Genomic DNA, 26,423 nt, shown 5'->3' on the forward strand with positions numbered 1-26,423 from the left:
GTGGAATATCTTGCTTTGTGTCTACCTCGTTTTGCATTTTTTTTTTTTGTTTTTAATATTTTGACCCCCCCTACGGGGGGGACGCCCGGAGGGAATTCCCTCCGGGCGTCCGCGGTGATCGGCGAGCGGGCAGGACTAGCCGTACATACGACGCATCGCGAAGTCCACCATCTGCTCCACGGCCTTCGCGTCGAAGACCATGCGGTGCTCACCCTCCATGTCGAGCACGAAGCCGTAGCCGGTGGGCAGCAGGTCGATCACCTCCGCACCGGTGATCACGAAGAACTTGGACTCCTTGCCGGCGTACCGGCGCAGCTCCTTGAGCGAGCTGAACATGGGGATGACGGGCTGCTGGGTGTTGTGCAGCGCCAGGAAACCCGGGTTGTCGCCGCGCGGGCAGTAGACCTTCGACGTGGCGAAGACCTGCTGGAAGTCCTCCGCGGAGAGCGATCCCGTCGTGAAGGCACGGACCGCGTCCGCCAGCGACGGCGGGGACGGCTCGGGATAGAGCGGCGGCTGCTGGCCGTAGCCGCCGGGCATCTGCTGCTGCGGCTGGGCGTACTGCTGCTGCTGCGCGCCCGCGTTCTGGTCGTAGCCGTACATGGCCCAAAGACTAATGGGCGCGGCCCCCGGGGGAGTACGGACGGCCCATCCCCTTTCCCGGCCCCCGGCGGCGGCCGGCCACGGGTCCCCTCGGACGCGCGCCGCATACAGCTCCCCGCCGGAGTCCGGCCCGCGTCGCGCCCGTTTCCGGCCCGCGCCCCACCAGCGTCCGGCTGAAGTCCCGTTAGAGCCTCATCACATAAGGACCGTCAGGGGTTGATTCTTATTACCGACGGGTAGCATCATCGTAGCTACTTGCTGGTACGTGTAACGAGGCTGCGAGTACCTCCGCCTCCCCGAACCCTTACGGAGCCGTCGCCATGGGGCACTACAAGTCGAATCTCCGCGACATCGAGTTCAACCTCTTCGAGGTGCTCGGGCGCGACAAGCTGTACGGCACCGGACCGTTCGCGGAGATGGACACGGACACCGCCAAGAGCATCCTGGAGGAGCTCACGCGCCTCTCGGAGAACGAGCTGGCCGCGTCCTTCGCCGACGCCGACCGCAACCCTCCCGTCTTCGACCCCGAGACCAACACCGCCCCGGTGCCGGCCTCCTTCAAGAAGTCGTACCAGGCGTTCATGGACTCCGAGTACTGGCGGCTCGGCCTGCCCGAGGAGATCGGCGGCTCCACCGCGCCCCGCTCCCTCATCTGGGCCTACGCGGAGCTGGTGCTCGGCGCCAATCCGGCCGTCTGGATGTACTCCTCGGGCCCGGCGTTCGCCGGCATCCTCTTCGAGGAGGGCACCGAGGTCCAGAAGCACATCGCGAAGATCGCCGTCGACAAGCAGTGGGGCTCCACCATGGTCCTCACCGAGCCCGACGCGGGCTCGGACGTCGGCGCCGGCCGCACCAAGGCCGTCCAGCAGGAGGACGGCTCCTGGCACATCGAGGGCGTCAAGCGCTTCATCACGTCCGGTGAACACGACATGTCGGAGAACATCCTCCACTACGTGCTCGCCCGCCCCGAGGGTGCCGGACCCGGCACCAAGGGCCTCTCCCTCTTCCTCGTCCCGAAGTACGAGTTCGACTTCGAGACCGGCGAGCTGGGCGCGCGCAACGGCGCGTACGCGACGAACGTCGAGCACAAGATGGGCCTGAAGGCGTCCAACACCTGCGAGATGACCTTCGGCGACCGCCACCCGGCCAAGGGCTGGCTGATCGGCGACAAGCACGACGGCATCCGCCAGATGTTCCGCATCATCGAGTTCGCCCGCATGATGGTCGGCACGAAGGCCATCTCGACCCTGTCGACGGGCTACCTGAACGCGCTGGAGTACGCCAAGGAGCGCGTCCAGGGTCCCGACCTCGCGAACTTCATGGACAAGACCGCGCCCAAGGTCACCATCACGCACCACCCCGACGTGCGCCGCTCGCTGATGACGCAGAAGGCCTACGCCGAGGGCATGCGCGCCCTGGTGCTGCACACCGCCGCGATCCAGGACGACATCCAGGTCAAGGAGGCCGCCGGCGAGGACACCGCCGCGCTGGAGGCCCTCAACGACCTGCTCCTGCCGATCGTGAAGGGCTACGGCTCCGAGAAGGGCTACGAGCAGCTCGCCCAGTCGCTCCAGACGTTCGGCGGCTCCGGCTTCCTGCAGGAGTACCCGATCGAGCAGTACATCCGCGACGCCAAGATCGACACCCTGTACGAGGGCACCACCGCGATCCAGGGCCAGGACTTCTTCTTCCGGAAGATCGTCCGCAACCAGGGCGCGGCACTGAACTCGCTCGCCGAGGACATCAAGAAGTTCCTGGCGCTCGCCACCGGCGGCGAGGAGCTGTCCGCGGCCCGCGAGCAGCTCGCCAAGGCGGCCGTCGAGCTGGAGGCCATCGTCGGCCTCATGCTCACCGACCTCGCGGCGACCGAGCAGGACGTCAAGAACATCTACAAGGTGGGCCTGAACACCACCCGCCTCCTCCTCGCCTCCGGTGACGTGGTCGTCGGCTACCTGCTGCTGCGCGGTGCCGCGGTCGCCGCCGAGAAGCTGGAGACGGCGTCGGCGAAGGACAGGCCCTTCTACACCGGCAAGATCGCCGCCGCGAAGTTCTTCGCCGCGAACGTCCTGCCCGGCGTCACCGGCGCGCGCAAGCTGGCCGAGGGCGTGGAGCTGGACCTGATGGAGCTGGACGAAGCGGCGTTCTGAGTTCGCGCCCCCTCGACGGCCGCCGACGACCACCGGCGGCCACCGGCGGCCACCGGCGGCCACCGGCGGACCGTTCGACGGCCCACTGGACTCGACGGCCCGCTCCCGGATTCGATTTCCGGGGGCGGGCCGTTCGGCACGGGGGAGAAGGCGGCGGGCTGGGCCCGGTGCCGGGACGGGGCCCGGGCGGGTGCCGGGCCGAGGCCCGGACGGACGCTTGGCCGAGGCCCGGACAGGCCCTTGGCCGAGGCCCGGACAGGCGCTTGGACTGAACGCCGGCACAGGAGAGGCCTCGGGGCGCGGAGGGGGCGTATAAAAGGGCGCGCGAGTCCGGATGCGCCGGGGCGTGAAACTCCGGAGGCACCCGCGGCGGGCCGGAACACGGGTGGCTTCCCCCCTCACGCACGGCGGTCCCCGGGCGGGCACCCCCCGGGAACGGCCGGCTCCCACCAGATGTCCGCCCTTCACATCCCCCTTACGAGAGCCCGCTCACCATCCCGGGGAGGGGGCCCCCGAGCGTCGTTAAGGTGAACTCATGAGCTACCCAGCCCGCTTCGACCGCGGCCACACCGACGACCTCATGACCTTCCTGGCGGCGAGCCCCACGCCGTACCACGCCGTGGCGAACTCCGCCGAGCGGCTGGAGAAGGCCGGATTCCGTCAGGTCGCCGAGACCGACGCGTGGGACGGCACGAGCGGAGGGAAGTTCGTGCTGCGCGGCGGCGCGATCGTCGCCTGGTACGTGCCCGAGGGCGCCGGACCCCACACCCCGTACCGGATCGTGGGCGCGCACACCGACTCCCCGAACCTGCGCGTCAAGCCGCAGCCGGACACCGGGGCGCACGGGTGGCGCCAGGTGGCCGTGGAGATCTACGGCGGACCGCTGCTGAACTCCTGGCTGGACCGCGACCTCGGGCTGGCCGGCCGGCTGGCACTGCGTGACGGCTCGACGCGCCTGGTCAACATCGACCGGCCGCTGCTGCGCGTCCCCCAGCTCGCCGTCCACCTCGACCGCTCCGTCTCCACCGAGGGGCTCAAGCTCGACAAGCAGCGTCATCTCCAGCCCGTCTGGGGCCTCGGCGACCCCCACGAGGGCGACCTGATCGCGTTCCTGGAGGAGGAGTCGGGTCTGCAGGCCGGCGAGATCACCGGCTGGGACCTGATGACCCACTCCGTCGAACCACCCGCCTACCTGGGCCGCGACAACGACCTGCTGGCCGGCCCCCGCATGGACAACCTGCTGTCCGTGCACGCGGGCACGGCGGCCCTGGTCGCGGTGGCCACGGCCGCGGGCTCCGGCTCCGAGCTCCCGTACATCCCCGTCCTGGCGGCCTTCGACCACGAGGAGAACGGCTCCCAGAGCGACACCGGCGCCGACGGTCCGCTGCTCGGCGGCGTACTCGAACGCTCGGTGTTCGCGCGGGGCGGCACGTACGAGGACCGGGCACGCTCCTTCGCGGGCACCGTCTGCCTCTCCTCCGACACCGGCCACGCCGTCCACCCCAACTACGCGGAGCGGCACGACCCGACGCACCACCCGCGCGCGGGCGGCGGCCCCATCCTCAAGGTGAACGTCAACAACCGCTACGCCACCGACGGCGCGGGCCGCGCGGTCTTCACCGCCGCCTGCGAGAAGGCCGGCGTGCCCTTCCAGACCTTCGTCTCGAACAACTCCATGCCCTGCGGCACCACCATCGGCCCGATCACCGCGGCCCGCCACGGCATCAAGACCATCGACATCGGCGTGGCCATCCTGTCGATGCACAGCGCCCGCGAACTGTGCGGCACCGACGACCCGTTCCTGTTGGCCAACGCGTTGGTGGCGTTCCTGGAGGGATAGCCCTCGTGGGATGACGCCGAACGGTGCCACCGAGCGGCGAGTGAGCGCCTCCGCATGTCTCGCGGGGTCCCGGGTACCCGGAACGAGCCCGGAAAGACCGCGAGTTGCTACTCCAAGGAGGCGACACCCATGGGCCTGGGCGGCTGCATCATCCTGATCGGCGCGGGGGCCATCCTCACGTTCGCGACCGACTGGCACATGAAGGGGGTCAACCTCGACCTGGTCGGCGTCATCTTCATGGTCGTCGGACTGATCGGGGTACTGACGTTCAACAGCATCGCGAGGCGGCGCCGCGTGGTGGTACCGCCGACCACTCCGGTGATCGAGGAGGAGCGGCACCACCGCGGCGGATACGGCGTATAGCCGCAGGTCAGTCGTCCATCCCCGCCAGCACCAGCGGCAGCCGGAGCGCACCGCCCTCGGTGAGGCGGACCGGCACACCCCAGTCCTGCTGGTGGACGTGACAGGCCGGGTACTCGTTCGACGGATCGTCGTCGCAGGACGCGGCCATCGCGGAGACGTGCAGGACACCCTCCGTGACGGCCGGGTTCAGCTCCAGGGCCCGGGAGAGATCCGTGCCCGCCCCCTCGCCGTCGAGCAGCAGCTCGGGCGGCGTCGAGGAGACGAGCAGCCGGGTGGACGGACCGTAGCGGACGTCCAGCTTCTGGCCCGCGGGAGCCTGGAAGATCACGTCCAACCGGAGCCCGCCCGGGGCGACTTCGGTGGCGGCGCGCTGGGTGCGGTGGGCCACCGACTCCACCCTCACGGCCTCCTCGGGCAGACGCAGCCGGGTCAGCCGGTGCCGGGCGGACTCGACGACCACGATGTCGTCACCCACCAGGACCGCGTCGCTCGGCTCCCGCAAGTCCGTGGCCAGCGTGGTCACTTCACCGGTCGCCGGGTCGTAGCGGCGCAGCGCGTGGTTGTAGGTGTCGCTGATCGCGACCGAACCGTCGGGCAGCGCCGTGACGCCCAACGGGTGCTGGAGCAGCGCTTGTCCGGCGGCACCGTCACGGTGGCCGAAGTCGAACAGGCCGGTGCCGACGGCGGTGTGCACGCTGCCGTCGAGCCCGATCCAACGCAGCGCCGAGGTCTCGGAGTCGGCCACCCAGAGCCGGTCGGCGGTGGCCGCCAGCCCGGACGGCTGGGCGAACCAGGCCTCGGCCGGCGGGCCGTCGACGAGTCCCTCGTTGGTCGTGCCCGCGGCGACCTCGACGGTCCCGTCCGCGGGGTCGTACGCCCACAGCTGGTGCACCCCCGCCATGGCGATCCAGACCCTGCCGCCGAAGAACGCGACGTCCCAGGGCGAGGACAGGTCGACCTCGCGCGCCGGGCCGGACGTCGGTGACCCCTGCCACCACTGCCGGCCGGTCCCCGCGAGGGTCGTGACCTCGCCGGTCGCGAGGTCGACGCGGCGCAGGGCGTGGTTCACGGTGTCGGCCACCACGACCGCGCCGTCGGCGTCCGCACCGAGCAGCGCCAGTCCCTGCGGTTCGCTGAACCCGGCCGCGTCGGCCGGTCCGTCCACGAAACCGCGCACACCGGACCCAATGCGCCGCACGACCGTCTCGCCGTCCGCTTCGAGTTCCACCAGCTGATGCCGGGTCGTGTCGCTGACCAGGAAGTTCCCGCTCGGCAGGGCGAGCGCCTTGCCGGGGAAGCGGAGCGCGGTCGGCTCCGGCTCCGGTGCCACGTACGGGCCGTCCCCGCGCCGCAGCGTCCCCTTGGCCGCGTGCTCGGCCTCCAGCTCCTCCACCAGCCGGGCGATCGCGTGCGCGTGCCCCTCCCCGGCGTGCTGCGCGACGACGTACCCCTCGGGGTCGATCACCACGAGCGTCGGCCAGGCCCGCACCGCGTACTGCTTCCAGGTGGCGAGCTCGGGGTCGTCCAGCACCGGGTGCTCGACGCCGTACCGCTCGACGGCGTCCACGACCGCCTGGTGCTCGGCCTCGTGCACGAACTTCGGCGAGTGCACCCCGATGATCACCACGGTGTCCCGGTGCTTCTCCTCCAGCTCCCGCAGCTCGTCCAGGACGTGCAGGCAGTTGATGCAGCAGAAGGTCCAAAAATCAACCACAACGCACTTGCCCCGCAGGTCGGCGAGGGTGAGTTCGTTGCCTCCGGTGTTCAGCCAGCCGCCCTTGCCGATCAGCTCGGGGGCGCGGACACGGACACGGCGGGGCGCGGGGGCGGGGGCGGCGTCGTTCATGCTTCAAGCATGCCATCCGGCTGTGAATCCCGGTTCGAACGTGTATGGCTGGGGCCTGGGGACAGGGGGGCGACAGTCGGCCGAGGCCAGGAAAGAGATCGCCACCGGGCGGCGGCGCGGACGGTGACGCGGCGCAGCGGGGCGGACGGTGCCGGCGCAGCGGCGCGGACGGTGCCGACCGATCGATTCCTCACAGGAGCGACAGCGCCACACGCTAATTTGGGGCACCCGAAGCAGAGGAGAGCCCCGTGGGCAAGGTGGTCATGTACAGCTCGGTGTCGGTGGACGGCTTCGTCGCGGACGAGAATGACCAGCCCGGACCGCTGTTCGACTGGTTGTCCAACGGTGACGTCCACTTGGACGAGAGCGGCGAGGTGAAGGTGTCGCAGACGTCCTACGACCACACCCGGCCGTACTGGGACCAGATCGGGGTGACACTCGTCGGCCGCCACGTCTTCGACATGACGGATGGCTGGGACGGGAAGCCTCCGGGCGGGATCGACCACGTGGTCGTCGTGACGCACCGGCCGGAGCCCGAGGGCTGGGACCCCGAGGCGCCGTTTCACTTCGTCGACGGCGTCGAGGCGGCCATGGCCAAGGCGCAGGAGCTCGCGGGTGACCGCCTGGTCGAGGTCGCCGCCGGCGACGTCGGTGGCCAGGTGCTCGCCGCGGGCCTGATCGACGAGGTGCGCATGGACGTCGTACCCGTCGTGCTCGGGTCCGGCAAGCGCTACTTCGGGTCGGTCCACGCGCAGCACCTGTTGGAGGATCCCGACGTGGTGATCCAGGGCGACCGGGTGCTGCACCTGCGCTATCGGGTGCGCCGTTGACCGATCCGAGCGGGTACGCGAGGAAGTCCACCGCGAACGGTGACACAGGACCGGGTCGTGGATGAGCTTTCGGGTGTACGCGGCGCCGAGCGGGCCGCACGGCGGCTGACCGCCGGTCCACCGGCCCTTGGCGCGCAGGTGGCGCCCGGCCGAGCGATTCGAGCGCCCGGATTCTCCGACTCGGAGCGGGCGATCTCAGCAAGCGTGGCGGCGACGACGGCCCTCGCCGGTCACAGGGCATGCCCCCTGGTCGCGTCCACATGGTCCGGGATCTCGTCGTGGTGGTCGCCGACGGTGAGCGTGCCCGTGGGTTCGAACATCAGGATCGCGGCCCCGTCCGGAGCGCTCGGCTTGTGTTCGGTGCCGCGCGGGACGGTGAAGACGGAGCCCTTGGGGAGGACGATGGTCCGCTCGCCGGCCGGCTCCCGCAGTGCGATGGTCAGCTCGCCCTCCAGGACCAGGAAGAACTCGTCCGTGTGGTCGTGCGCGTGCCAGAGGTGCTCGCCCTCGACCTTGGCCACGCGTACGTCGTAGTCGTTGACGGCGGTGACGATACGGGGGCTCCACAGGTCGGAGAAGGAGGCGAGGGCGGCGGGCAGGGAGACGGGTTCGTTGGCCATGCCGTCATCCTCGGCCTGGTCCGGCGGGACCACGAGTGCTAGAAATCGCACATGCCGCAAGGATCCTCGCACCCCGTCCTCCCAGGCGCCCCCGGGACCACTCCCGGAGCCACTCGCGGGACCGCCGCGCACCGGGTCGTCCTGATCGTCGACGAGAACTCCAACCCCTTCGAGATGAGCTGCGCCATCGAGGTCTTCGGGCTGCGCAGACCCGAGCTGGGACGGGAGCTGTACGACTTCCGGCTGTGCGCGGCCTCCGCGCGCACCCGGATGCGGGACGGGTTCTTCACGCTCGCCGACGTCGCCGGGCTGGACGCGGCCGAGGACGCCGACACGCTGATCGTGCCGAACCGTCCCGACACCGACGCGCCGCGCTCCCCCGAGGTCCTGGACGCCATACGCCGGGCGCACGCGCGGGGCGCGCGACTGATCGGATTCTGCTCCGGCGCATTCACGCTCGCGGAAGCCGGGCTGCTGGAGGGCCGGCGGGCGGCCTGTCACTGGATGTGGGCGCCGTCGTTCCGGGCGCGGTTCCCGGAGGTGCGGCTGGAGCCGGACGTGCTGTTCGTGGACGACGGGGACATCCTCACCGCGTCCGGCAGCGCGTCGGCGCTCGACCTCGGGCTGCACGTCGTACGGCGTGACCACGGCGCCGAGATCGCCAACGCCGTCAGCCGGCGGCTGGTCTTCGCCGCGCACCGCGACGGCGGGCAGCGGCAGTTCGTCGAGCGCCCCGTGCCCGACGTACCGGACGAGTCCCTCGCACCCCTGCTGACCTGGGCGCGGGAGCGGCTCGGGGAACCCCTCACGGTGGCCGACCTCGCGGCGCACGCGGCACTCAGCCCGGCCACCCTGCACCGGCGCTTCCGGGCCCAGCTCGGGACCACCCCGCTGGCGTGGCTGACCGGGGAACGGGTGGCGCTGGCCTGTCGCCTCATCGAGCGGGGCGAGCACCGGATCGAGGTCGTCGCGCGGCGCAGCGGCCTCGGCACCGCCGCGAACCTCAGGACGCGGCTGCGGCGGGAGACGGGACTGAGCCCATCGGCCTACAGACGGCGTTTCGGACCGGCCACCGGGGAAGCCGTGACGGTATGAGATTCCTCGTGCGCGACCGGCTCCTCGGCTTCGGTGACGACTACTGGATCGAGGACGAGCACGGCAACAAGGTGTTCCTCGTCGACGGCAAGGCGATGCGGCTGCGGGACACCTTCGAGCTGAAGGACACGCGGGGGCGCGTCCTCATCGACATCCACCAGAAGATGTTCGCCCTGCGGGACACCATGGTCATCGGGCGGGACGGCGAGACGCTGGCCACCATCCGGCGCAAGCGGCTGTCGCTGCTGCGCAACCACTACCGGGTGGCCCTGGTGGACGGCAGCGAACTCGACGTCAGCGGGAAGATCCTGGACCGGGAGTTCGGGATCGACTACGACGGGGAGCTGCTCGCGCAGATCTCGCGGCGGTGGCTGCGGGTGCGCGAGACGTACGGCGTCGACGTCGTCCGGGACGACGCGGACATGGCGCTGCTGATCGCGGTGGCGGTCTGCGTGATCCACCTGGCCGAGAAGGAGCACGGTTCGGACTGACACCGGCGCCGTGGCGTGGCGTGTGTCGTGGCTCGGCGTGCGTCGTGGCTCGGCGTGCGTCGTGGCTCGGGCAGGTGTCGTGGCTCGGCAGGTCGTGTCGTGCCGCACCGCGCACGCCGGACGCGTACGCCGGTCCCTCGCGTCTGCGCCGTACGCCGGGTCCGTGTGTCAGCGGCGTACGCCGGATCCCTCTGTCAGTGGCGGGGCGTGGTGAGGCCGAGCGCGCGGTCCTTGAGCGCCGGGAACTGCTCCCTCGTCGTCGCGACCCTGGCCGGGTCGAACTCGACCGTGAGGACCTCCTCGCCGGAGCCCGCCTCCGCGAGGACCTCTCCCCAGGGGTCGACCACGATCGAGTGACCGGCCTGGGGAACGTCGGCGTGGGTGCCGGCCGTTCCACAGGCGAGTACGAACGCCTGGTTCTCCACCGCGCGGGCCCGCGCGAGGAGGGTCCAGTGGGCGCGGCGGCGCTCGGGCCAGCCGGCGGGGACGACGAAGGTCTCGGCGCCCTCGTCGACGAGCCCGCGGAAGAGCTCGGGGAAGCGGAGGTCGTAGCAGGTGGCGACGCCGACGGTGGTCTCCGGGAGGCGGACCGTCACCAGCTCGCCGCCCGCGCCCATCAGTACGGCCTCGCCCTTGTCGAAGCCGAAGCGGTGGATCTTGCGGTAGGCGGCGGCGAGGTCGCCGGAGGGCGAGAAGACGAGGGAGGTGTTGTAGAGCGTTCCGTCCGCGGCGCGTTCCGGGACCGACCCCGCGTGCAGCCACACGCCCGCGCCGCTCGCCGCCTTCGCCATGACCTCGGCCGTCGGCCCCTCCAGGGTCTCCGACTCCGCGGCGAACGACTCGTAGGCGAACGCCCCCGTGGTCCACAGCTCGGGGAGCACCACCAGGTCCACTCCGGCTTGTTCTCGTACCAGAGCCGCCACTCGCCGCCGACGCGAATCGACCGATTCAGTGGCTTTTACGTCGATCTGGAGCAGAGAGGCGTGCACACTACCACCGTCCTGGCATTCGAGCCGTCCATACGGGCCTACGATCGTCACACGAAAGCACTGCCGGGGTGCCTCACAGCAGCGTAACTTAGCGTTCCAAGACACCCACTGCCCGCGTACCGACCGCCCGAGGGGTCCCGTTCCGTGAGTCTGCATCCGAGCCTTCAGTCCTACGCCGACGCCTGGGCCCACTCCATCGACGCGATAACCGAGTTGGTGTCACCGCTGGTGGAGGGCGAATGGAACCGGCGTACGCCCTGCCCGGGCTGGTCGGTGCGGGATCTGGTGTCGCACGTGATCGGGCTCGACTGCGAGATGCTGGGCGATCCGCGGCCGATCCACACGCTCCCCCGGGACCTGTTCCACGTCACGAATGAGCACCAGCGCTACATGGAGATGCAGGTCGATGTGCGCCGCCACCACACGGCGCCCGAGATGACCTCCGAGCTGGAGTACACGATCATCCGTCGCAACCGTCAGCTGCGGAACGAGACGCGGCAGCCGGACGCCAAGGTACGCGGTCCGCTCGGCACCGAGGTGACCCTCGAACACGCCATGCGGAACCGGGCGTTCGACGTGTGGGTGCACGAGCAGGACCTCCGGACCACCCTCGGCCGGCCGGGCAACCTCGACTCCCCGGGCGCGCAGATCGTCCGCGACCAGCTGCTCGCCGCGCTGCCGAAGGTGGTGGCCAAGGACGCGGGGGCGCCCGCGCAGTCGGCGGTCGTCTTCGACGTCCACGGGCCCGTGGAGTTCCTGCGCACGGTGCGCGTCGACGCCGAGGGGCGCGGCTCGATAGACGGTGCCCCCTCCCTCGGCCCGGCCGCCACCCTCACTCTCGACTGGGAGACGTTCTTCCGTCTGGCCTGCGGGCGTGTCACCCCCGAAGCCGTCTCCGACCGCATCAAGTCCGAGGGCGACCCGGAGCTGACCACGGCGATCCTCCGCAACTTCAGGGTCACGCCGTAACGGCCGGCGGGCCCGGAGCAGTCCGGGGTCCGCGGCGAGGGCCCCGGAAAAAGCGTGGGCCGGTCGCCCCCGCCCGAGCGGGACCGAGAGCTCGGGGGAAGGGTGGGGGCGGCGTCGCGAGGCGCCCCGGCGGTGACTACGCCGGTACGTGCACCGTCTCCACCCGGCTCGCGACCAACCGCTCCCGCTCCCTGCGCGCGGCCTCCTTGCGCAGCCGGAAGATCTGGCTCAGCCCGACCGCCTGAAGGACGAACACCGCGGAGAACGCGATCCGGTAGTTGTCGCCGGTCGAGTCCAGCAGCACCCCGATCGCGAACAGCGTCGTCATGGAGGCGACGAAACCGCCCATGTTGGTGATCCCGGACGCGGTCCCCTGCCGTTCCGGGGGATTCGCGGGCCGCGCGAAGTCGAACCCGATCATGGAAGCCGGCCCGCAGGCCCCCAGCACGGTGCACAGCGTCACCAGCAGCCACATCGGCGCGTGCTGCCCGGGGTAGGCCACCGCGCTCGCCCATGCCACCGCGGTCGCCGACACCGTCCCGAGCGCCAGCGGCAGCCGCGCCGCGTGGTGGCGGGCGACGATCTGCCCGTACACGAGCCCGACGAACATGTTGGACAGGACGACGAGGGTGAGCAGTTCTCCGGCCGTCGCCCGCGACAGCCCCTCCGCCTCGACCAGGAACGGCATGCCCCACAGCAGGAGGAACACCATCGCCGGGAACTGCGTCGTGAAGTGCACCCACATGCCCAGCCGGGTGCCGGGCTCGCGCCAGGACGCCAGGATCTGCCGGCGCACATAGGCGGCGCCCTGGTGCGGGAACGGCTCCGGCTCGTGGCCCTCGGGGTGGTCCTTGAGGAAGAGGAGCAGCAGGACGAGGACGACCACGCCCGCGGACGCGCTGCCCGCGAACGCCGCCGTCCATCCGACCCCGTGCAGCAGGCGCGCGATCACGAGGGTCGACACGAGGTTGCCCGCCATGCCGACGAGCCCCGCGAGCTGAGCGACCAACGGCCCGCGCCGGGCCGGGAACCAGCGGGTGCCCAGCCGCAGCACGCTGATGAACGTCATGGCGTCCCCGCAGCCCAGCAATGCCCGCGAGGCCAGCGCCATCCCGTACGAGGACGAGAACGCGAAGCCCAGCTGTCCCACGGTGAACAGCACCACGCCGAAGGTCAGCACCCGCTTGGTGCCGAGCCGGTCGACGAGCAGTCCGACCGGTATCTGCATGCCCGCGTAGACGAGGAGTTGGAGGATCGAGAAGGTGGAGAGGGCCGAGGCGTTCACATGGAAGCGGTCCGCGGCGTCGAGTCCGGCCACCCCGAGCGACGTACGGAAGATGACCGCGACGAAATACACGGCGACGCCGATGCCCCAGACGCCGACGGCGCGGCGCCCGCCGGGCGGATCACCCGGCAGCGACACGGCCGAGTGCGAGCTCATCGCACCTCTCCCCGCGCCAGGTTCGAGAACCAGCTGACGTGCCGGTGGACGATGTCGACGGCCGCCGCCGCGTCGCCGGAGCGCAGGGCCTCGAGGATCTCCTCGTGCTCGGTGAGCGTCTTGGTGATCCGGTCGGGGTGCGCGTGCATGACGGCCACTCCCATCCTCAACTGACGGTCGCGGAGCTGGTCGTAGAGACGGGAGAGGATCTCGTTGGCGCCACTGCGGACGATCTCCGCGTGGAAGCAGCGGTCGGTGACGGCGGCGCCGGCCAGGTCGCCCGCCGCGGCCTGTTCCTTCTGCTGGGCGAGGAGTTCCTCCAGCCGCGCGATGAGCCGCGGCGCGGCAGGTACGGCCTTGCGGACCGCGTGCTCCTCGACGAGCTGGCGGGTCTCGACCACGTCCGCGATCTCCTGCGCGGAGACGGGCAGGACGAGTGCGCCCTTCTTCGGGTAGAGCCTGATCAGGCCCTCGACCTCCAGCCGGAGCAGCGCCTCGCGCACCGGCGTACGGGACACCCCGACCGCGTCGGCGAGTTCGCCCTCGGTGAGCAGCGTCCCTCCTTCGTAACGGCGCTCCAGGACACCCTGCTTGACGTGGGCGTAGACACGGTCGGCGGCGGGCGGCTGTTTCACCGGAGGGACGGCGGGCGGGGCGGACACGGGTGGGGCGGCAGGCATGCGCACATCATAGATACAACACGCACGCATCGCGGTTCCCCGTCCAGGATGCGGACCGGCGCGACCCGACGGCTTCTCGCGCGTTCACCTTGGGGCTCCCGGCGTAACCCACGTCACATCATTCAGTTCCCTTTTCCGTGCATCCCTTTGGGTACGTGGGGAGTCCGTACGTGAGACGACACTGCCATGTGCCGTTCTCCCAGGGGCATTTCGCGCATTCGGAGCGTTTATTTTGATTACCGGCATTAAGGGCACACGTTTCCGCAGGGCCGCCGCCGTGACCGTCACCACCGGCGCCGTTCTGGCCGCCGGAGCCTTCGGCGCGGCACCCGCGGGTGCCGTGGCCACCCCCACCATCGCCGCCAAGGGCGGCTACGTGATGAACAACGGCACGGCCGCGACCCTCTACACCAAGGCCGCGGACACTCCGCTTTCCACCGGCTCCACCACCAAGATCATGACGGCCAAGGTCGTACTGGCCCAGTCGAACCTGAACCTGGACTCCACCGTCACCATCCAGAAGGCGTACAGCGACTACGTGGTCGCCAACAACGCCTCCCAGGCGCACCTCATCGTCGGTGACAAGGTCACCGTCCGTCAGCTCCTCTACGGGCTGATGCTGCCGTCGGGCTGCGACGCCGCGTACGCGCTCGCCGACAAGTTCGGCTCGGGCTCGACCCGCGCCGCCCGCGTGAAGTCCTTCATCGGCAAGATGAACACCGCGGCGCAGAGCCTCCACCTGGCACACACGCACTTCGACTCGTTCGACGGCATCGGCAACGGCAACAACTACTCGACGCCGCGCGACCTGACGAAGATCGCCAGCAGCGCGATGAAGAACGCCACGTTCAAGTCGGTCGTGAAGACGAAGTCGTACACGGCGAAGACCAAGACGAAGACCGGCGGCACCCGCACCATGGCCGCGTGGACCAACACCAACGGTCTGCTCAGCAGCTACAGCGGCACCATCGGCGTGAAGACGGGCTCCGGCCCCGAGGCCAAGTACTGCCTCGTCTTCGCCGCCACGCGTAACGGCAAGACGGTCATCGGCACGGTCCTCGCGTCGACCTCCATCCCGGCCCGCGAGTCGGACGCGAAGAAGCTCATGAGCTACGCCTTCGCCAAGTAGTCCTCCCTCCGGGGAAAGCACCACCCGCAGACGAGAAGGGGGCCCGCCGCGAACAGCGACGGGCCCCCTTCGTCGCACCCACCGCCGCCGCGGAACGCCGCTCCACCCATGTGACGACCCCGTGACGGTCTCCCGACCGGGCATCGAACAGCCCTACGATGAAGGCCGAGTTGCCGATGCGACGAGGGGGAACGGCACACGTGGGTGATACGACGGGCGGGCGCAAGGACCTCCGGATCCCCGACTCCGGGCTGAAGAAGCTCGCCGAGGATCTGCACGCCATGCAGGACCACCTGGACAAGCAGGTCGAGCGCATGGACACGATCGTCGACGGCATCGAGGCCGGCTGGCGCGGCCCGGCGGCCACGGCGTACCGGACCTTCCACCGCGCGGCGGCGCAGGACGCCGTACGCATCCGCGAAGTGATGGAACTCCTGGAGCAGGCCGTGCGGATGAGCCGGGGCGGCTTCTCCCGGCTGGAACTGGACACCCTGGAGAACTTCCGCAGGATCCAGGTCGGCGCGGACATCACCAGCGAGGTGGACAAGCTCTCCACTCCGAACCCGGCCGCGACGGGACAGCCCGCACGCCCGCACAGCAGCCTCGACGCGATGTGACCTCGCGCGGGCACCACGACCAGCGGTAAGCCAACCCGGGGGGATACGGATGTCGGCCGACGACGACCACATAACAGTGGCCTTCGCCACACTGAGACACCTCACCATCGAACTGGAGGACATCCTCAGGCAGCTCAACGGCAGACTGGACGACCTCTACGAACGGATCGAGCCGGTCGTCCTGTCCTGGCAGGGCGAGACCCGCGAGGTCTTCGTCGACAAACTGGACGAGTGGAGCCACTCCGCCGAGGACCTCCAGGCCGCCCAGAAATGGCTGCACGAGATCGTCACCTCGGGACATGTCACCTACGCGGCGGCGCACCGGGCGGTGCTACGCGGCTGGGGAGGCGCCTGATGGGAACCGCCGTCCCGCCACAGGGCGGGACCATCGACGTCAGACCCTCCGGTCTGCACCGGGTGGCCGGCGCGTTCGCCGGGCAGCAGACGCCCTTCGACAAAGCTGCCAGGGATCTGGTGACGGCCCTGGAGAAGTACCCCGACGCGGGCGGTTACGGCACCGCGGCCCAGGCCTTCGCCACGGCGTACGTCGAGGTCGGCAACCGCTACCTGGAGGTCTGGGCCAGGAGCGTGGTCAGCGTCGGAGGCGCCGCCGTCGGGTTCGCCACGACCGCGAACAACTACTCCAGGGCCGAGGCCGCCAACGACGCCTCCGGCAGGACGCCGGCCCAGGTGCAGGCACCGCCGGTGGTCATCGACAAGGTCCCCGACTACGGATCGGTCCCGGACCTGAAATGGGGTGACGACGACGGCGGTGACGACTTCATCCGCTCGCTGCTCGAATACGTCCCCGACGTCGTCTGGCACATCCTGCGGCCCCTGCTGGAACACGCCTTCCGCTGGGGCAAGGTCGCCGAGGTCTACCCGTTCCCCCAACAGCACTACCTCAACTCCCTGTCCCAGTCCTGGGCGGACATGACCATGTCGCTCTCGCTGACGGAGAGCACGCTGACCGGTCAGGTGAGCGGGATCACCCAGCAGAGCAACAGCGAGTGGTACGACGCCATGCGCCGGTTCTGCAGTTCGCTGTGGGGCACCACCGCCTGGGGCAGGCACACCGGCGGCTACGAGTGGGGGCACGACAGCGCCGCCGCCCAGACCGCGACACACCCCGTCATGACCGTCCTGTTCGACTCCGCGATGAAGATCAGTGACCGGCTGCGGGACTTCGCCGAGGCAGCCGTCGAGCTGAACCACGACGTCTGGGAGATCTACTCCAGAGCCGTGAAGCAGGCCATCGGTGATCTCGACCTCAGCCACCTCGACGCGGGGGACCTCAAGGACGGTGCCAAGGCGGTGGGCCGCTTCTTCAAGGGCCTCGCCAAGGGAGCCGTGGAACTCGGGGCCGAGATCACGCTGAACATCGACACCGCGGCACTGAACGCCGTCGTGGAGAAGTACAACAACCGGGTCGACGCGCTCACTCCCCAACTCCGCGCGCTCAAGGGTGATATCGACGAGGCGTACCGCCAGGCCCCCACCTACGCCGCCGAGGAGGCCCGCGCGGAAGCTTTCGGGGCGCGCTCACTCAACGAATTCAAGAAGGAACACAAGTACACCAAGGACGACGACGAGAAGAACCATTTCTACCCGCTGGACCTGGCCAATGACGAAGGGCTTTTCGGCGGTCACTCCATCGACAAGCACGTGGGACTGAGCGACGACCAGCTCAAGGGCCGACTTCGCGACGATTCGAGTGCGAGCTCGGCCTCGACCTTCAAGGATCTCCCGTCCGCGCAGCGCTACACGCAGGCGGCTCTCGACGACATCGACAACGCGGACCGCATCGAGAAATGGATCGAACGGGTCGAGAGAAGGAAACGGAACAACCCGGGATGGGATCCGAACAATTCAAAGATCCAGCCGCCGGTCGAACTCTCCTTCACCGACGTGACCGGATCGACCGTCAGCGGTGCGGACTACTCCACCGCCGGTGATCGGGCCCCGGTGAGCGATACGCACCGAGTGCGGGTCGTACTACGATACCGCGACGGAATCGACCCTCCCTTCACCGTCGTCACGTCAATGCCGGTGAACTGATGGGCAGAACCCGCGACTTACGCAACAGCGGTGGTCCGGACGCGGAAAGACTCCCCGGAGGCTCGGCCGCACACCCCCCGAGAAGGATCCCCTCGAAAGGAAATACCGTGCTGTCGTTCACGTGGTCCGCCTTCGACCGAGGTCCGGTGGCCAGGGTCCTCGATCTGGCGATCATGTGCCAGGAGTCCCAGGGCACATACGAGCTCACCGACGAACTGGGCGCTCTCGTACGCCTCATCCGCTCGTCCGACGAGGCCGAGTGGCTCTGCCCGGTCACCGCCGTCACCGCGCTCCTCGATCTCGCGGCCGAACACCTCTCGGCCCGGCCGGACGCGCCGCTGCCCGAGGAATTCACGGCGAAACTCGGCCGCGCGGCAGCGGGAACCGACGGCCCCGCATACTTGCGCCTGCTGGCCGAGACCATCCGTCTCGTCGAGCGGGAGGGTGTCACGGACCCCGGCGGCGCTCCCGGCTCCGCATGGGAGTCAGAAGTCCGGTTCCGTGCGCTGCGGGGATTCCACGACAACTGGCTCTCGGACGGCGAGTACCCGACGCCCCAGGAAGCGGTCCGTGCCGCGATCGACTCGGAGCACCCGTTCTGCGGGGAGTTCCTCGCCCCCGTCGCGGCGCAGGCCCAGTACGCCCTCGTGCACGTACTGGAGTCGCACGACGCACAGTCCACGATGGCCCGGACCATGCCGTGGGCCACCGCGGAGACACTCACGGTCCTGCTGGACACCGTCAACGGCCACCTGCGGCACGACCACACCGCCTCCTGACCGACGCCGCCGTCCCCCGGCCGCCCGCCATCCCACCTCGACAGACAGGCACGCGCCAGCCATGACCACCGCACAACGGGCAGCGACCTATCCCGACCGCGAGACCGCCCAGTGGGCCACCCAGCAGACCGTCAACCGGAACGAACAGGTCATCCACCGCTGGCTGGCCCTCTCCACCCGCGCGAGGCTGACCATCGAGGCGGCCTGGCCGAGCCGCCCGGACCCGGTGGGCCGGGTGCTGCTGCAGGCGATGATGCTGGCGGGGCGCGAGTCCGTCGAGGTCCGGGCCGCGCGCGTCATCCTGAAGCGGGACGCGTCGAAGCCGCACGGATTCGTCGTGCACGCCACGTTCCCCGTCTACCTCTGACCCCACTCCGCGATCTCGCGTCCCCCTCACCCACGGAGCCGACCGCCGTGCCCATGAATCCCCTCGAACACGACCGCCGCTACGGTGAGTTGGACCAGGTCGTACGCGCCTACACGGGTCGCGTCGCCGACGACACCGAGGAGGAACCGAGCACCGCCCTGACCGCGTATCTGCGGCACACCTGGCACACCCGCCCCTGGGCCCTGCCGATCGCCGAACAGCAACTGCGCGAGTACGCCCGCAACCCCCCGGGGCGGCTGCGGCACCGTCTGGGCGAGTTCTACGAGATCCCCGACGTCGGCCTGCCCGAGGGCGCCGTCCAGAACTGGCTGCTTCTCCTCGCCGATCACATCAGGCGAAGCGTCGAGGACGGCCAGGTGCCGGCTCCGGCCAGCCCTGTCACCCATGGGGAGTGGCACGCCCGCTTCCCCGAACTCGCCCAGTTCCTCGGCGGATGGTTCTCCCAGGACATGCCGGACGAGTTCGACGACCACGACGCGGCCGTCGCCGACTACACCGGCACCACCGATCCGCAGCTGGTGGCCCGCCTGGTCGGCGAGTTGCACGAGCTCCTCGCTCTGGACCTGGACGAGACCGGCTACGCCCTCGCCGTCGCCGAACTGGGCATGGAGGTCGACCCTCCTGCCTCGTACTCCCCCAGCGGCTGGCTGGCCCGCGTCGCCGGCCGGCTCACCGCGCCGCGCGCCGACTACGGGCCGCCGTCAGCGTAGGGGAGCCGTCCGAAGGGGAGCCATCCGAGAGAGGAACCGTCCGCAGGGGAGCCGCACGGTCCGGTCGCGCGCGGCTCCTCCCCGGTCGTCCCGCTACGCCCAGGTGATCAGCCGCTTCGGCTGCTCCAGGATCGCCGCCACGTCGGCGAGGACCTTGGAACCCAGCTCGCCGTCGACCAGACGGTGGTCGAAGGAGAGCGCGAGCGTCGTCACCTGGCGCGGCTTCACCTTGCCCTTGTGGACCCAGGGCTGGAGCTTGATCGCGCCGATCGCGAGGATCGCCGACTCGCCGGGATTGAGGATCGGCGTGCCGGTGTCGACGCCGAAGACGCCGACGTTGGTGATCGTCACCGTGCCGCCTTGCATCGCGGCCGGCGAGGTCTTGCCCTCGCGGGCCGTCGCCACCAGCTCGCCCAGGGACTCGGCGAGCTGGGGGAGCGTCTTGGTGTGCGCGTCCTTGATGTTCGGGACGAGCAGACCACGGGGCGTGGCGGCGGCGATGCCCAGGTTCACGTAGTGCTTGAGGACGATCTCCTGGGCCGCCTCGTCCCAGGACGCGTTGACGTCCGGGTTGCGCTTGATCGCCACCAGCAGGGCCTTGGCGATGAGCAGCAGCGGGTTCACGCGGAGACCCGCGAGATCCTTGTCCTGCTTGAGCTCCTCGACGAGCTTCATCGTGCGCGTCACGTCGACCGTCACGAACTCGGTGACGTGCGGAGCGGTGAACGCCGAGCCGACCATCGCGGTGGCGGTGGCCTTGCGGACACCCTTCACCGGGACACGGGTCTCCCGCACCGCGTCGTACGCGGCGACCGGGGCGGGGGCCTGGACGCGGGCGACCGTCACGGTCTCCTCGACGGACGTCTGCGGGGCCGGCACCGGCGCGGGCGCCACCGCCGCGTGGACGTCCTCGCGGGTGATGATGCCGTCCGGGCCCGACGGGGTGATCGTCGTCAGGTCGACGCCGAGGTCCTTGGCGAGCTTGCGGACCGGGGGCTTCGCCAGCGGGCGCGGCCTGCCGTGCCCGTTGAGCTCGCCCTGGATCGCGGCGGCCGCCGGGAACACCTCGGCCTGCTGCGGGGGGACCTCGGCGCCCTTGCGGGGCCGGCGCTTGGTGGAGGACTCGGCCACCCCGTACCCGACGAGGACCGGCTTGCGGCCCTCGGGCTTGGGCTCCTCGTCGGCCGGGGCCGGCGGGACCACGGGCTCGGCGGCCGGGGCCGCCGCGGGCGCCGCCTGCACGGGCGCCGCTCCCCCGGACACGTCCACCGAGATGATCACCTGGCCCACGTCCACCGTGGTCCCCTCGGGGAAGCGCAGTTCGCGCACCACGCCGTCGTACGGGATGGGCAGCTCGACCGCGGCCTTGGCGGTCTCGACCTCGCACACGACCTGGCCGTCGGTGACGGTGTCACCGGGCTGGACGTACCACTTGAGGATCTCCGCCTCGGTGAGTCCCTCGCCCACGTCGGGCATCTTGAACTCGCGGAGCCCCGACGCGTTCTCAGTCATCGTCGTCACGACCCTCTCCTCAGTACGCAAGCGAGCGGTCGACGGCGTCGAGCACCCGGTCCAGGCCCGGAAGGTACTCCTCCTCCAGGCGCGCCGGCGGATAGGGGGCGTGGTAGCCCCCGACCCGCAGGACGGGTGCCTCCAGGTGGTAGAAGCACCGCTCCGTGATGCGGGCGGCGATCTCCGCGCCCGTGCCCAGGAACACCGGGGCCTCATGCACCACGACCAGGTGGCGGGTCTTCTCCACCGAGGTCTGGACGGAGTCGAAGTCGATGGGCGACATCGAGCGCAGGTCCAGGACCTCGATCGACTTGCCCTCCTCCTGGGCGGCCGCCGCGGCCTCCAGGCAGACCTTCACCATCGGGCCGTACGCGGCGAGCGTCAGGTCGCTGCCCTCGCGGGCCACGACCGCCTTGTGCAGCGGACCGGGGATGGCGTCGGTGTTGACCTCGCTCTTGTCCCAGTAGCGCCGCTTGGGCTCGAAGAAGATCACCGGGTCGTCGCTCTGGATGGCCTGCTGCATCATCCAGTAGGCGTCGCTCGCGTTCGACGGGGAGACCACCTTGAGGCCCGCGACGTGCGCGAAGAGCGCCTCGGGGGACTCGGAGTGGTGCTCCACGGCGCCGATGCCGCCGCCGTAGGGAATGCGGATGACGACGGGGAGCTTGATCTTGCCGAGCGCCCGCGCGTGCATCTTCGCGAGCTGCGTGACGATCTGGTCGTACGCCGGGAAGACGAAACCGTCGAACTGGATCTCCACCACCGGGCGGTAGCCCCGCAGGGCCAGGCCGATCGCGGTGCCGACGATGCCCGACTCGGCGAGCGGGGTGTCGATGACCCGGTCCTCGCCGAAGTCCTTCTGGAGACCGTCGGTGACCCGGAAGACACCGCCGAGCTTGCCGACGTCCTCGCCCATGATCAGGACCTTGGGGTCGGTGTCGAGGGCCGTGCGCAGCGACTCGTTGATCGCCTTGGCCAGCGCCATCTTTTCCGCAGCCATCGCTACTTGCCCTCCCCTTCATCCGCGAACGACGCCTGGTAGGCGGCGAACTGGGCCCGCTCCTCGTCGACGAGCGCGTGCCCGTCCGCGTACACGTTCTCGAAGATCGCGAGGTGGTCCGGGTCCGGCATGGCCCGCACGACTTCGCGTACTCGTTTGCCCAACGTCTCGCTCTCGACCTCAAGTTCCGCGAAGAATCCCTCGTCCGCGTGGTTTGAGGCCTCCAGGTACGCGCGCAGGCGCAGGATCGGGTCCTTCGCCTCCCAGGCCTCGCGCTCCTCGTCCGCCCGGTACTTGGTCGGGTCGTCGGAGGTGGTGTGCGCGCCCATGCGGTACGTGTACGCCTCGACGAGCGTGGGCCCCTCGCCGCGGCGGGCCCGCTCCAGGGCCCACTTGGTCACGGCCAGGCAGGCCAGGACGTCGTTGCCGTCGACGCGGACGCCCGGGAAGCCGTAGCCCTGCGCGCGCTGGTAGAGCGGGACGCGGGTCTGCTTCTCGGTGGGCTCGGAGATCGCCCACTGGTTGTTCTGGCAGAAGAACACGACGGGCGCGTTGTAGACCGCGGAGAAGGTGAACGATTCGGCGACGTCGCCCTGGCTGGAGGCGCCGTCCCCGAAGTACGCGATCACGGCCGAGTCCGCGCCGTCCTTGGCGATGCCCATGGCGTAGCCGGTGGCGTGCAGGGTCTGCGAGCCGATGACGATCGTGTACAGGTGGAAGTTGTTGCTGTTCGGGTCCCAGCCGCCGTTGTTCACGCCGCGGAACATGCCGAGCAGGTTGGTCGGGTCGACCCCGCGGCACCAGGCGACGCCGTGCTCCCGGTAGGTCGGGAAGACGTAGTCGTCGTCACGGGTGGCCCGGCCCGAACCGATCTGGGCGGCCTCCTGGCCGAGCATCGAGGCCCACAGGCCGAGCTCGCCCTGGCGCTGCAGAGAGGTGGCCTCGGCGTCGAAGCGGCGGCTCAGCACCATGTCCCGGTAGAGGCCGCGCAGCTCCTCGGGGGTGATGTCGGCGACGTACGGGTCGTACGTGGCGTCCGCGACCCGCTCGCCCTCGGGCGTCAGCAGCTGGACGAGTTCGGGGTCCGCGCCCGAAGTACCCGGTGCCTTCTTGCCGGCCGCGCCGGTTCCCTTGCCGGCCGCGCCGGTTCCCTTGCCGGCCGCGGTCCTGCTCGCGGCGGTCTTTGAACCGGCCGTACTGGCGCCGCTTTTCGCAGCGGTCGTACCGGCGCTGCGTCGCGGCTTGCGCGCGGCAGTGCTCTCCACGGTCACGTGTGCTCCTCCGTCGGTCCGGCCCCCGGGGTTGCCGGGTGGCTGGGTTCCCCCTCGCTCGTCGAGAGCTCAGGGGAGCGGCTCGCCGTTCCAGTACCCGTGCACGGGGTGGGTGCCACTCGGCCGGAACAGGCGTGACAGGTGCCCCGGCGAGCGCCCTGCAACGGTCACGTTACCCAGTGCTCCACATTTCTGTGAAACCCCTCCTGACCTGCGTTTTTGCTTGGATTTCCAAGTACTTTTTAGTCGGATTTCCAAGTAGTTCGCGCGGGTCGGGAACAGTTGCTGGTCACAGCACTGGTCGCAGCCTTGCAGGGGGCCGGAACACCGGCACGTTATCCCGGCCACCCCGGGCACGGGAAGAGTGGACCTCCACGGGGCCGAAGGTGGTGTGTGACACTTACTTTGTGCCCGAAAACGGAAAAATTACCGTATTTCTCGTCGATGACCACGAGGTGGTGCGACGCGGGGTCCACGAGTTGCTCTCCGTGGAGGACGGCATCGAAGTGGTCGGCGAGGCCGGGACGGCCGCCGACGCGCTGGTACGGATTCCCGCCACGCACCCGGACGTCGCGGTGCTCGACGTCCGCCTCCCGGACGGCAGCGGTGTGGAGGTCTGCCGCGAGATCCGCTCCCGCGACGAGGCCATCAAGTGCCTGATGCTGACCTCCTACGCCGATGACGAGGCACTTTTCGAAGCGATCATGGCGGGCGCGTCGGGCTATGTGCTGAAGGCGATCCGCGGCGGTGAACTGCTGGCGGCCGTACGTGACGTCGCGGCCGGGAAGTCCCTGCTCGACCCGGAGGCCACGGCCCGGGTCCTGGAGCGGCTGCGCGACGGCGGCCCCCGCGGCGACGACCGGCTCGCCCACCTCACCGAGCAGGAGCGCAGGATCCTCGACCTGATCGGCGAGGGGCTGACCAACCGCGTGATAGGCGAGCGGCTGCATCTCGCCGAGAAGACGATCAAGAACTATGTGTCGAGCCTGCTGTCCAAGCTGGGCATGGAGCGGCGTTCCCAGGCGGCCGCGTACGTGGCGCGCCTCCAGGCGGAGAAGCAGCGCCGCTGAGGGCCCAGGGCGGGCGGGGCGAGGACTCGGGGGCATTCAGGACCTATGGCCCCTTTCCCGGGACGGGCGGCTCTTGCCGGGGCTGTCCGGATACCGAAGATTGGAAGAATGCCCACCGACGAACAGCTCGCCGTGGACCTGATGCGCCGCACCGACCACGGCCGGGTGGCCGCCAGTCGGCACGCGCTGCCCCTGCTCGCGGCGGCCCGCCACATCGTGGTGGACGGGCGCCTGCTGCTGCGGATGCACCGGGGCTGCGGAAGCCACCAGGCCTGCGCCGGCGGCGTCATCGCATACGGCACCGACAACCTGGGCTCCGCGCGGCCCGGCGAGAGCCTGTGGTCCGTGCAGATCGTGGGCCGGTGCGAGGCGGTCGAGCCGACCCCGGCGGAGCGTGAGCGTTTCGGACCCGCGCCGCGACTCGTGGACGGCGAACGCTTCGACCCGGTCTATCTGGGCGTCACACCCCAGGTCTGCACCGTGCACTCCACGGACGATGGCCTGGAACGGCAGTTCCAGCACATCCTGTGACCATCTCGTGATCAAACATGACTGTGTGTGACAAACGCAGGTCAGGGGCCTGTACGGTGCCCTAGCATCTGGCGCGTGCCGCGCTCATCCGTACCCATTCCTGTGATTCACGCGCCCCCTCTGGGCGCCCTCCTCCGCCAGTACGCCGCCGGGTCCGCGCTGACCTGCGACCCCGTCGAACAGGGGCTGCTCAACCGCGGCTACCGGCTGCGCACCACCCACGGCCGCTACTTCCTCAAGCACCATTTCGACCCCGAGACGGCCGACCCCGCCGCGATCGTGCGCCAGCACCGGGCGACCCAGCGTCTCGCGGATCTCGGCGTTCCCGTCGCCCCGCCGCTGGCCGGCACGGACGGACGCACGGTCGCCGTCGTCGGGGGCCACGCGTACGCCCTGCACCCCTGGATCGACGGCAGGCACCGGCACGGCGGCCAGCTCACCACGGAACAGTGCGCCCGGCTGGGAGCCCTCCTCGGCGTCGTCCACGCCAGTCTGGAACGGGTCATGGAGCGAGTGATGGCGACCCAGGGGCGCGCCCCGGGGGAACCGCCCACCGGCGCCCGGCCGGAGCGGATCACGGACCGGACTCCGGACCGGACTTCGGACCCAGGGTCGGACCGGACCCCGAAGGGAACCCCGGAGCGGGGTCAGGGGGCTCAGGACGGTGGTCGCGCGACGCCGGAAGGCCCGGCGGACCGCGGTCCCACCAGGGACACCGAGGGCACCGCCGGCCCCAAGGGCACCGCCGGCCCCGAGGACGCCGAGGCCCGCGCCGCCGAGGGCACCGACCCGGCCCGGGGCGTCGACCCCGCCGACACCTTCGCGCTCATCGACCGCCTGCTCGCCAGGGTGCGCAGCCACCGGCCGCCCGACGCCTTCGACGAACTGGCCCGGCACCGCCTCCTGGAACGGCGCGCCCTCCTGGAGAAGCACGCCGACCGGCGGCCCCCGCCGGGCGGCCCGGTGGGCTGGGTGCACGGCGACTTCCACCCGTTCAACCTGCTCTACCGCGACGGCGAACCGGCCGCGATCGTCGACTGGGACCGGCTCGGCGTCCACCCCCGCGCCGAAGAGGCCGTACGCGCCGCGATGATCTTCTTCGTACGGCCCGTGGGCGCGCTCGACCTGGCCAAGGTGCGGGCCTACGCACGCGCGTACCGACGAGCGGCGGGCGCGGGGGCCGCCGAACTGGCCGCCGCCGTGCACCGCGTGTGGTGGGAACGCCTCAACGACTTCTGGATGCTGCGCTGGCACTACGAGCGCGGCGACACCCGGGCCGACACCCAGTTCCCGGCGGCCTCGGCACTGGCGGTGTGGTGGACACGGGAGTACGACGCGGTGTGCGAGGCGTTCACGGGCTGATCGACGGCCGGGCCGTCGCCGGGGAGACCCCTGGAGACGGGCGGGGGGGCCCGGCGGGGCCGCCGGGGGCGCGGGGGGCGGC

The 26,423-nt window shown here is 70.4% G+C and carries 26 protein-coding genes; 17 read left to right on the forward strand and 9 right to left on the reverse strand.

From position 1 onward, the window contains the following. Positions 1-135 precede the first annotated feature (135 nt). Positions 136-603 carry an SseB family protein gene (locus ACFV2J_RS35740; protein ID WP_168529151.1) on the reverse strand — a complete coding sequence of 156 codons (468 nt, stop codon included), beginning with the start codon at positions 601-603 and terminating at the stop codon, positions 136-138. Positions 604-923: 320 nt separating this feature from the next. Between ACFV2J_RS35740 and ACFV2J_RS35745 the strand changes: the two genes are divergently transcribed. The 3 genes from ACFV2J_RS35745 (at position 924) to ACFV2J_RS35755 (ending at position 4,953) form a co-directional block, all read left to right on the forward strand. Then, positions 924-2,750 (forward strand): acyl-CoA dehydrogenase, encoded by a 1,827-nt coding sequence (locus ACFV2J_RS35745; RefSeq protein ID WP_385097653.1) that lies wholly within the window; start codon positions 924-926, stop codon positions 2,748-2,750. A 535-nt stretch (positions 2,751-3,285) separates the two neighbouring features. Then, a complete protein-coding gene (locus tag ACFV2J_RS35750) occupies positions 3,286-4,590 on the forward strand; it encodes a M18 family aminopeptidase (RefSeq protein WP_385085052.1) in 1,305 nt (434 codons plus the stop codon). Between the two features lie 129 nt (positions 4,591-4,719). Next, entirely contained in the window at positions 4,720-4,953 is a 234-nt protein-coding gene (locus ACFV2J_RS35755; RefSeq protein ID WP_153289526.1) for a DUF6458 family protein, read from the forward strand. Positions 4,954-4,960: 7 nt separating this feature from the next. On the opposite strand, the gene ACFV2J_RS35760 is transcribed toward ACFV2J_RS35755, so the two are convergent. Beyond that, the gene (locus tag ACFV2J_RS35760; protein WP_385085050.1) at positions 4,961-6,799 is read right to left on the reverse strand and encodes an NHL domain-containing thioredoxin family protein; all 1,839 of its coding nucleotides are present in this window, start codon (positions 6,797-6,799) and stop codon (positions 4,961-4,963) included. 248 nt (positions 6,800-7,047) lie between these two features. Here ACFV2J_RS35760 and ACFV2J_RS35765 point away from each other — a divergent pair, with 248 nt between their 5' ends. Beyond that, entirely contained in the window at positions 7,048-7,629 is a 582-nt protein-coding gene (locus ACFV2J_RS35765; RefSeq protein WP_385085048.1) for a dihydrofolate reductase family protein, read from the forward strand. Between the two features lie 230 nt (positions 7,630-7,859). Here ACFV2J_RS35765 and ACFV2J_RS35770 read toward each other — a convergent pair whose 3' ends face one another. Beyond that, positions 7,860-8,249 carry a cupin domain-containing protein gene (locus ACFV2J_RS35770; RefSeq protein ID WP_385085046.1) on the reverse strand — a complete coding sequence of 130 codons (390 nt, stop codon included), beginning with the start codon at positions 8,247-8,249 and terminating at the stop codon, positions 7,860-7,862. 51 nt (positions 8,250-8,300) lie between these two features. Between ACFV2J_RS35770 and ACFV2J_RS35775 the strand changes: the two genes are divergently transcribed. Further along, a complete protein-coding gene (locus ACFV2J_RS35775) occupies positions 8,301-9,344 on the forward strand; it encodes a GlxA family transcriptional regulator (protein WP_385085044.1) in 1,044 nt (347 codons plus the stop codon). Then, positions 9,341-9,835, forward strand: a complete 495-nt coding sequence (locus ACFV2J_RS35780; RefSeq protein ID WP_385085042.1) for an LURP-one-related/scramblase family protein — start codon at positions 9,341-9,343, stop codon at positions 9,833-9,835. Before ACFV2J_RS35775 ends, ACFV2J_RS35780 begins: the two co-directional genes overlap by 4 nt. Positions 9,836-10,029: 194 nt before the next feature. On the opposite strand, the gene ACFV2J_RS35785 is transcribed toward ACFV2J_RS35780, so the two are convergent. After that, positions 10,030-10,824, reverse strand: coding sequence for a carbon-nitrogen family hydrolase (locus ACFV2J_RS35785; protein ID WP_385085040.1), 795 nt, complete (start codon positions 10,822-10,824; stop codon positions 10,030-10,032). Between the two features lie 144 nt (positions 10,825-10,968). Between ACFV2J_RS35785 and ACFV2J_RS35790 the strand changes: the two genes are divergently transcribed. Continuing rightward, complete coding sequence (locus tag ACFV2J_RS35790; RefSeq protein WP_385085038.1) at positions 10,969-11,793, forward strand: maleylpyruvate isomerase family mycothiol-dependent enzyme; 825 nt, start codon at positions 10,969-10,971, stop codon at positions 11,791-11,793. 136 nt (positions 11,794-11,929) lie between these two features. On the opposite strand, the gene ACFV2J_RS35795 is transcribed toward ACFV2J_RS35790, so the two are convergent. Next, on the reverse strand, positions 11,930-13,234 hold the full coding sequence (locus ACFV2J_RS35795; protein ID WP_385085036.1) for a nitrate/nitrite transporter: 1,305 nt from the start codon (positions 13,232-13,234) through the stop codon (positions 11,930-11,932). Then, on the reverse strand, positions 13,231-13,914 hold the full coding sequence (locus tag ACFV2J_RS35800; protein ID WP_385085034.1) for a GntR family transcriptional regulator: 684 nt from the start codon (positions 13,912-13,914) through the stop codon (positions 13,231-13,233). Before ACFV2J_RS35800 ends, ACFV2J_RS35795 begins: the two co-directional genes overlap by 4 nt. 232 nt (positions 13,915-14,146) lie before the next feature. On the opposite strand from ACFV2J_RS35800, the gene ACFV2J_RS35805 reads away from it, so the two are divergent. From ACFV2J_RS35805 to ACFV2J_RS35835, 7 genes are all read left to right on the forward strand, one after another. Continuing rightward, on the forward strand, positions 14,147-15,043 hold the full coding sequence (locus tag ACFV2J_RS35805) for a D-alanyl-D-alanine carboxypeptidase family protein (protein ID WP_385085032.1): 897 nt from the start codon (positions 14,147-14,149) through the stop codon (positions 15,041-15,043). A gap of 200 nt (positions 15,044-15,243) precedes the next feature. Further along, positions 15,244-15,660: a WXG100 family type VII secretion target gene (locus ACFV2J_RS35810; protein ID WP_385085030.1), complete on the forward strand. Its 417-nt coding sequence runs from the start codon at positions 15,244-15,246 to the stop codon at positions 15,658-15,660. Positions 15,661-15,709: 49 nt separating this feature from the next. Continuing rightward, positions 15,710-16,015, forward strand: a complete 306-nt coding sequence (locus ACFV2J_RS35815) for a WXG100 family type VII secretion target (RefSeq protein ID WP_385085028.1) — start codon at positions 15,710-15,712, stop codon at positions 16,013-16,015. Further along, a complete protein-coding gene (locus ACFV2J_RS35820; protein WP_385085026.1) occupies positions 16,015-17,718 on the forward strand; it encodes an RNase A-like domain-containing protein in 1,704 nt (567 codons plus the stop codon). The genes ACFV2J_RS35815 and ACFV2J_RS35820 overlap by 1 nt, the downstream gene beginning before the upstream one ends. Positions 17,719-17,825: 107 nt before the next feature. Then, entirely contained in the window at positions 17,826-18,497 is a 672-nt protein-coding gene (locus tag ACFV2J_RS35825) for a hypothetical protein (RefSeq protein WP_385085024.1), read from the forward strand. Between the two features lie 61 nt (positions 18,498-18,558). Further along, positions 18,559-18,864, forward strand: coding sequence for an RNase A-like domain-containing protein (locus tag ACFV2J_RS35830; protein WP_266700368.1), 306 nt, complete (start codon positions 18,559-18,561; stop codon positions 18,862-18,864). Positions 18,865-18,911: 47 nt separating this feature from the next. Then, complete coding sequence (locus ACFV2J_RS35835) at positions 18,912-19,595, forward strand: contact-dependent growth inhibition system immunity protein (protein ID WP_385085022.1); 684 nt, start codon at positions 18,912-18,914, stop codon at positions 19,593-19,595. 93 nt (positions 19,596-19,688) lie between these two features. On the opposite strand, the gene ACFV2J_RS35840 is transcribed toward ACFV2J_RS35835, so the two are convergent. Genes ACFV2J_RS35840 through pdhA form a run of 3 tightly spaced genes read right to left on the reverse strand, consistent with a single transcriptional unit; the run spans position 19,689 to position 23,378 of the window. Further along, positions 19,689-21,116 carry a dihydrolipoamide acetyltransferase family protein gene (locus ACFV2J_RS35840; RefSeq protein ID WP_385085020.1) on the reverse strand — a complete coding sequence of 476 codons (1,428 nt, stop codon included), beginning with the start codon at positions 21,114-21,116 and terminating at the stop codon, positions 19,689-19,691. 10 nt (positions 21,117-21,126) lie between these two features. Next, positions 21,127-22,107, reverse strand: a complete 981-nt coding sequence (locus ACFV2J_RS35845) for an alpha-ketoacid dehydrogenase subunit beta (RefSeq protein ID WP_385085018.1) — start codon at positions 22,105-22,107, stop codon at positions 21,127-21,129. Positions 22,108-22,109: 2 nt separating this feature from the next. Further along, positions 22,110-23,378 carry a pyruvate dehydrogenase (acetyl-transferring) E1 component subunit alpha gene (gene pdhA / locus ACFV2J_RS35850; RefSeq protein WP_385085016.1) on the reverse strand — a complete coding sequence of 423 codons (1,269 nt, stop codon included), beginning with the start codon at positions 23,376-23,378 and terminating at the stop codon, positions 22,110-22,112. Between the two features lie 407 nt (positions 23,379-23,785). Here pdhA and ACFV2J_RS35855 point away from each other — a divergent pair, with 407 nt between their 5' ends. The 3 genes from ACFV2J_RS35855 (at position 23,786) to ACFV2J_RS35865 (ending at position 26,341) form a co-directional block, all read left to right on the forward strand. Beyond that, positions 23,786-24,448 carry a response regulator gene (locus tag ACFV2J_RS35855; protein WP_385085014.1) on the forward strand — a complete coding sequence of 221 codons (663 nt, stop codon included), beginning with the start codon at positions 23,786-23,788 and terminating at the stop codon, positions 24,446-24,448. Positions 24,449-24,556: 108 nt separating this feature from the next. Then, a complete protein-coding gene (locus tag ACFV2J_RS35860) occupies positions 24,557-24,979 on the forward strand; it encodes a pyridoxamine 5'-phosphate oxidase family protein (protein WP_385085012.1) in 423 nt (140 codons plus the stop codon). A gap of 102 nt (positions 24,980-25,081) precedes the next feature. Continuing rightward, the gene (locus tag ACFV2J_RS35865) at positions 25,082-26,341 is read left to right on the forward strand and encodes a phosphotransferase (protein ID WP_385442636.1); all 1,260 of its coding nucleotides are present in this window, start codon (positions 25,082-25,084) and stop codon (positions 26,339-26,341) included. The last annotated feature ends 82 nt before the right edge of the window (positions 26,342-26,423 follow it).

Source organism: Streptomyces sp. NPDC059668, from assembly GCF_042734135.1.
In the GTDB taxonomy this organism is placed as follows: domain Bacteria; phylum Actinomycetota; class Actinomycetes; order Streptomycetales; family Streptomycetaceae; genus Streptomyces.

What these genes read in the sequence shown, in the direction of transcription:
- ACFV2J_RS35740 (WP_168529151.1), bottom strand. Translation starts at nt 603, where the DNA reads ATGTACGGCTACGACCAGAACGCGGGCGCGCAGCAGCAGCAGTACGCC.
- ACFV2J_RS35745 (WP_385097653.1), top strand. Translation starts at nt 924, where the DNA reads ATGGGGCACTACAAGTCGAATCTCCGCGACATCGAGTTCAACCTCTTC.
- ACFV2J_RS35750 (WP_385085052.1), top strand. Translation starts at nt 3,286, where the DNA reads ATGAGCTACCCAGCCCGCTTCGACCGCGGCCACACCGACGACCTCATG.
- ACFV2J_RS35755 (WP_153289526.1), top strand. Translation starts at nt 4,720, where the DNA reads ATGGGCCTGGGCGGCTGCATCATCCTGATCGGCGCGGGGGCCATCCTC.
- ACFV2J_RS35760 (WP_385085050.1), bottom strand. Translation starts at nt 6,799, where the DNA reads ATGAACGACGCCGCCCCCGCCCCCGCGCCCCGCCGTGTCCGTGTCCGC.
- ACFV2J_RS35770 (WP_385085046.1), bottom strand. Translation starts at nt 8,249, where the DNA reads ATGGCCAACGAACCCGTCTCCCTGCCCGCCGCCCTCGCCTCCTTCTCC.
- ACFV2J_RS35775 (WP_385085044.1), top strand. Translation starts at nt 8,301, where the DNA reads ATGCCGCAAGGATCCTCGCACCCCGTCCTCCCAGGCGCCCCCGGGACC.
- ACFV2J_RS35780 (WP_385085042.1), top strand. Translation starts at nt 9,341, where the DNA reads ATGAGATTCCTCGTGCGCGACCGGCTCCTCGGCTTCGGTGACGACTAC.
- ACFV2J_RS35795 (WP_385085036.1), bottom strand. Translation starts at nt 13,234, where the DNA reads ATGAGCTCGCACTCGGCCGTGTCGCTGCCGGGTGATCCGCCCGGCGGG.
- ACFV2J_RS35800 (WP_385085034.1), bottom strand. Translation starts at nt 13,914, where the DNA reads ATGCCTGCCGCCCCACCCGTGTCCGCCCCGCCCGCCGTCCCTCCGGTG.
- ACFV2J_RS35815 (WP_385085028.1), top strand. Translation starts at nt 15,710, where the DNA reads ATGTCGGCCGACGACGACCACATAACAGTGGCCTTCGCCACACTGAGA.
- ACFV2J_RS35820 (WP_385085026.1), top strand. Translation starts at nt 16,015, where the DNA reads ATGGGAACCGCCGTCCCGCCACAGGGCGGGACCATCGACGTCAGACCC.
- ACFV2J_RS35830 (WP_266700368.1), top strand. Translation starts at nt 18,559, where the DNA reads ATGACCACCGCACAACGGGCAGCGACCTATCCCGACCGCGAGACCGCC.
- ACFV2J_RS35845 (WP_385085018.1), bottom strand. Translation starts at nt 22,107, where the DNA reads ATGGCTGCGGAAAAGATGGCGCTGGCCAAGGCGATCAACGAGTCGCTG.
- ACFV2J_RS35860 (WP_385085012.1), top strand. Translation starts at nt 24,557, where the DNA reads ATGCCCACCGACGAACAGCTCGCCGTGGACCTGATGCGCCGCACCGAC.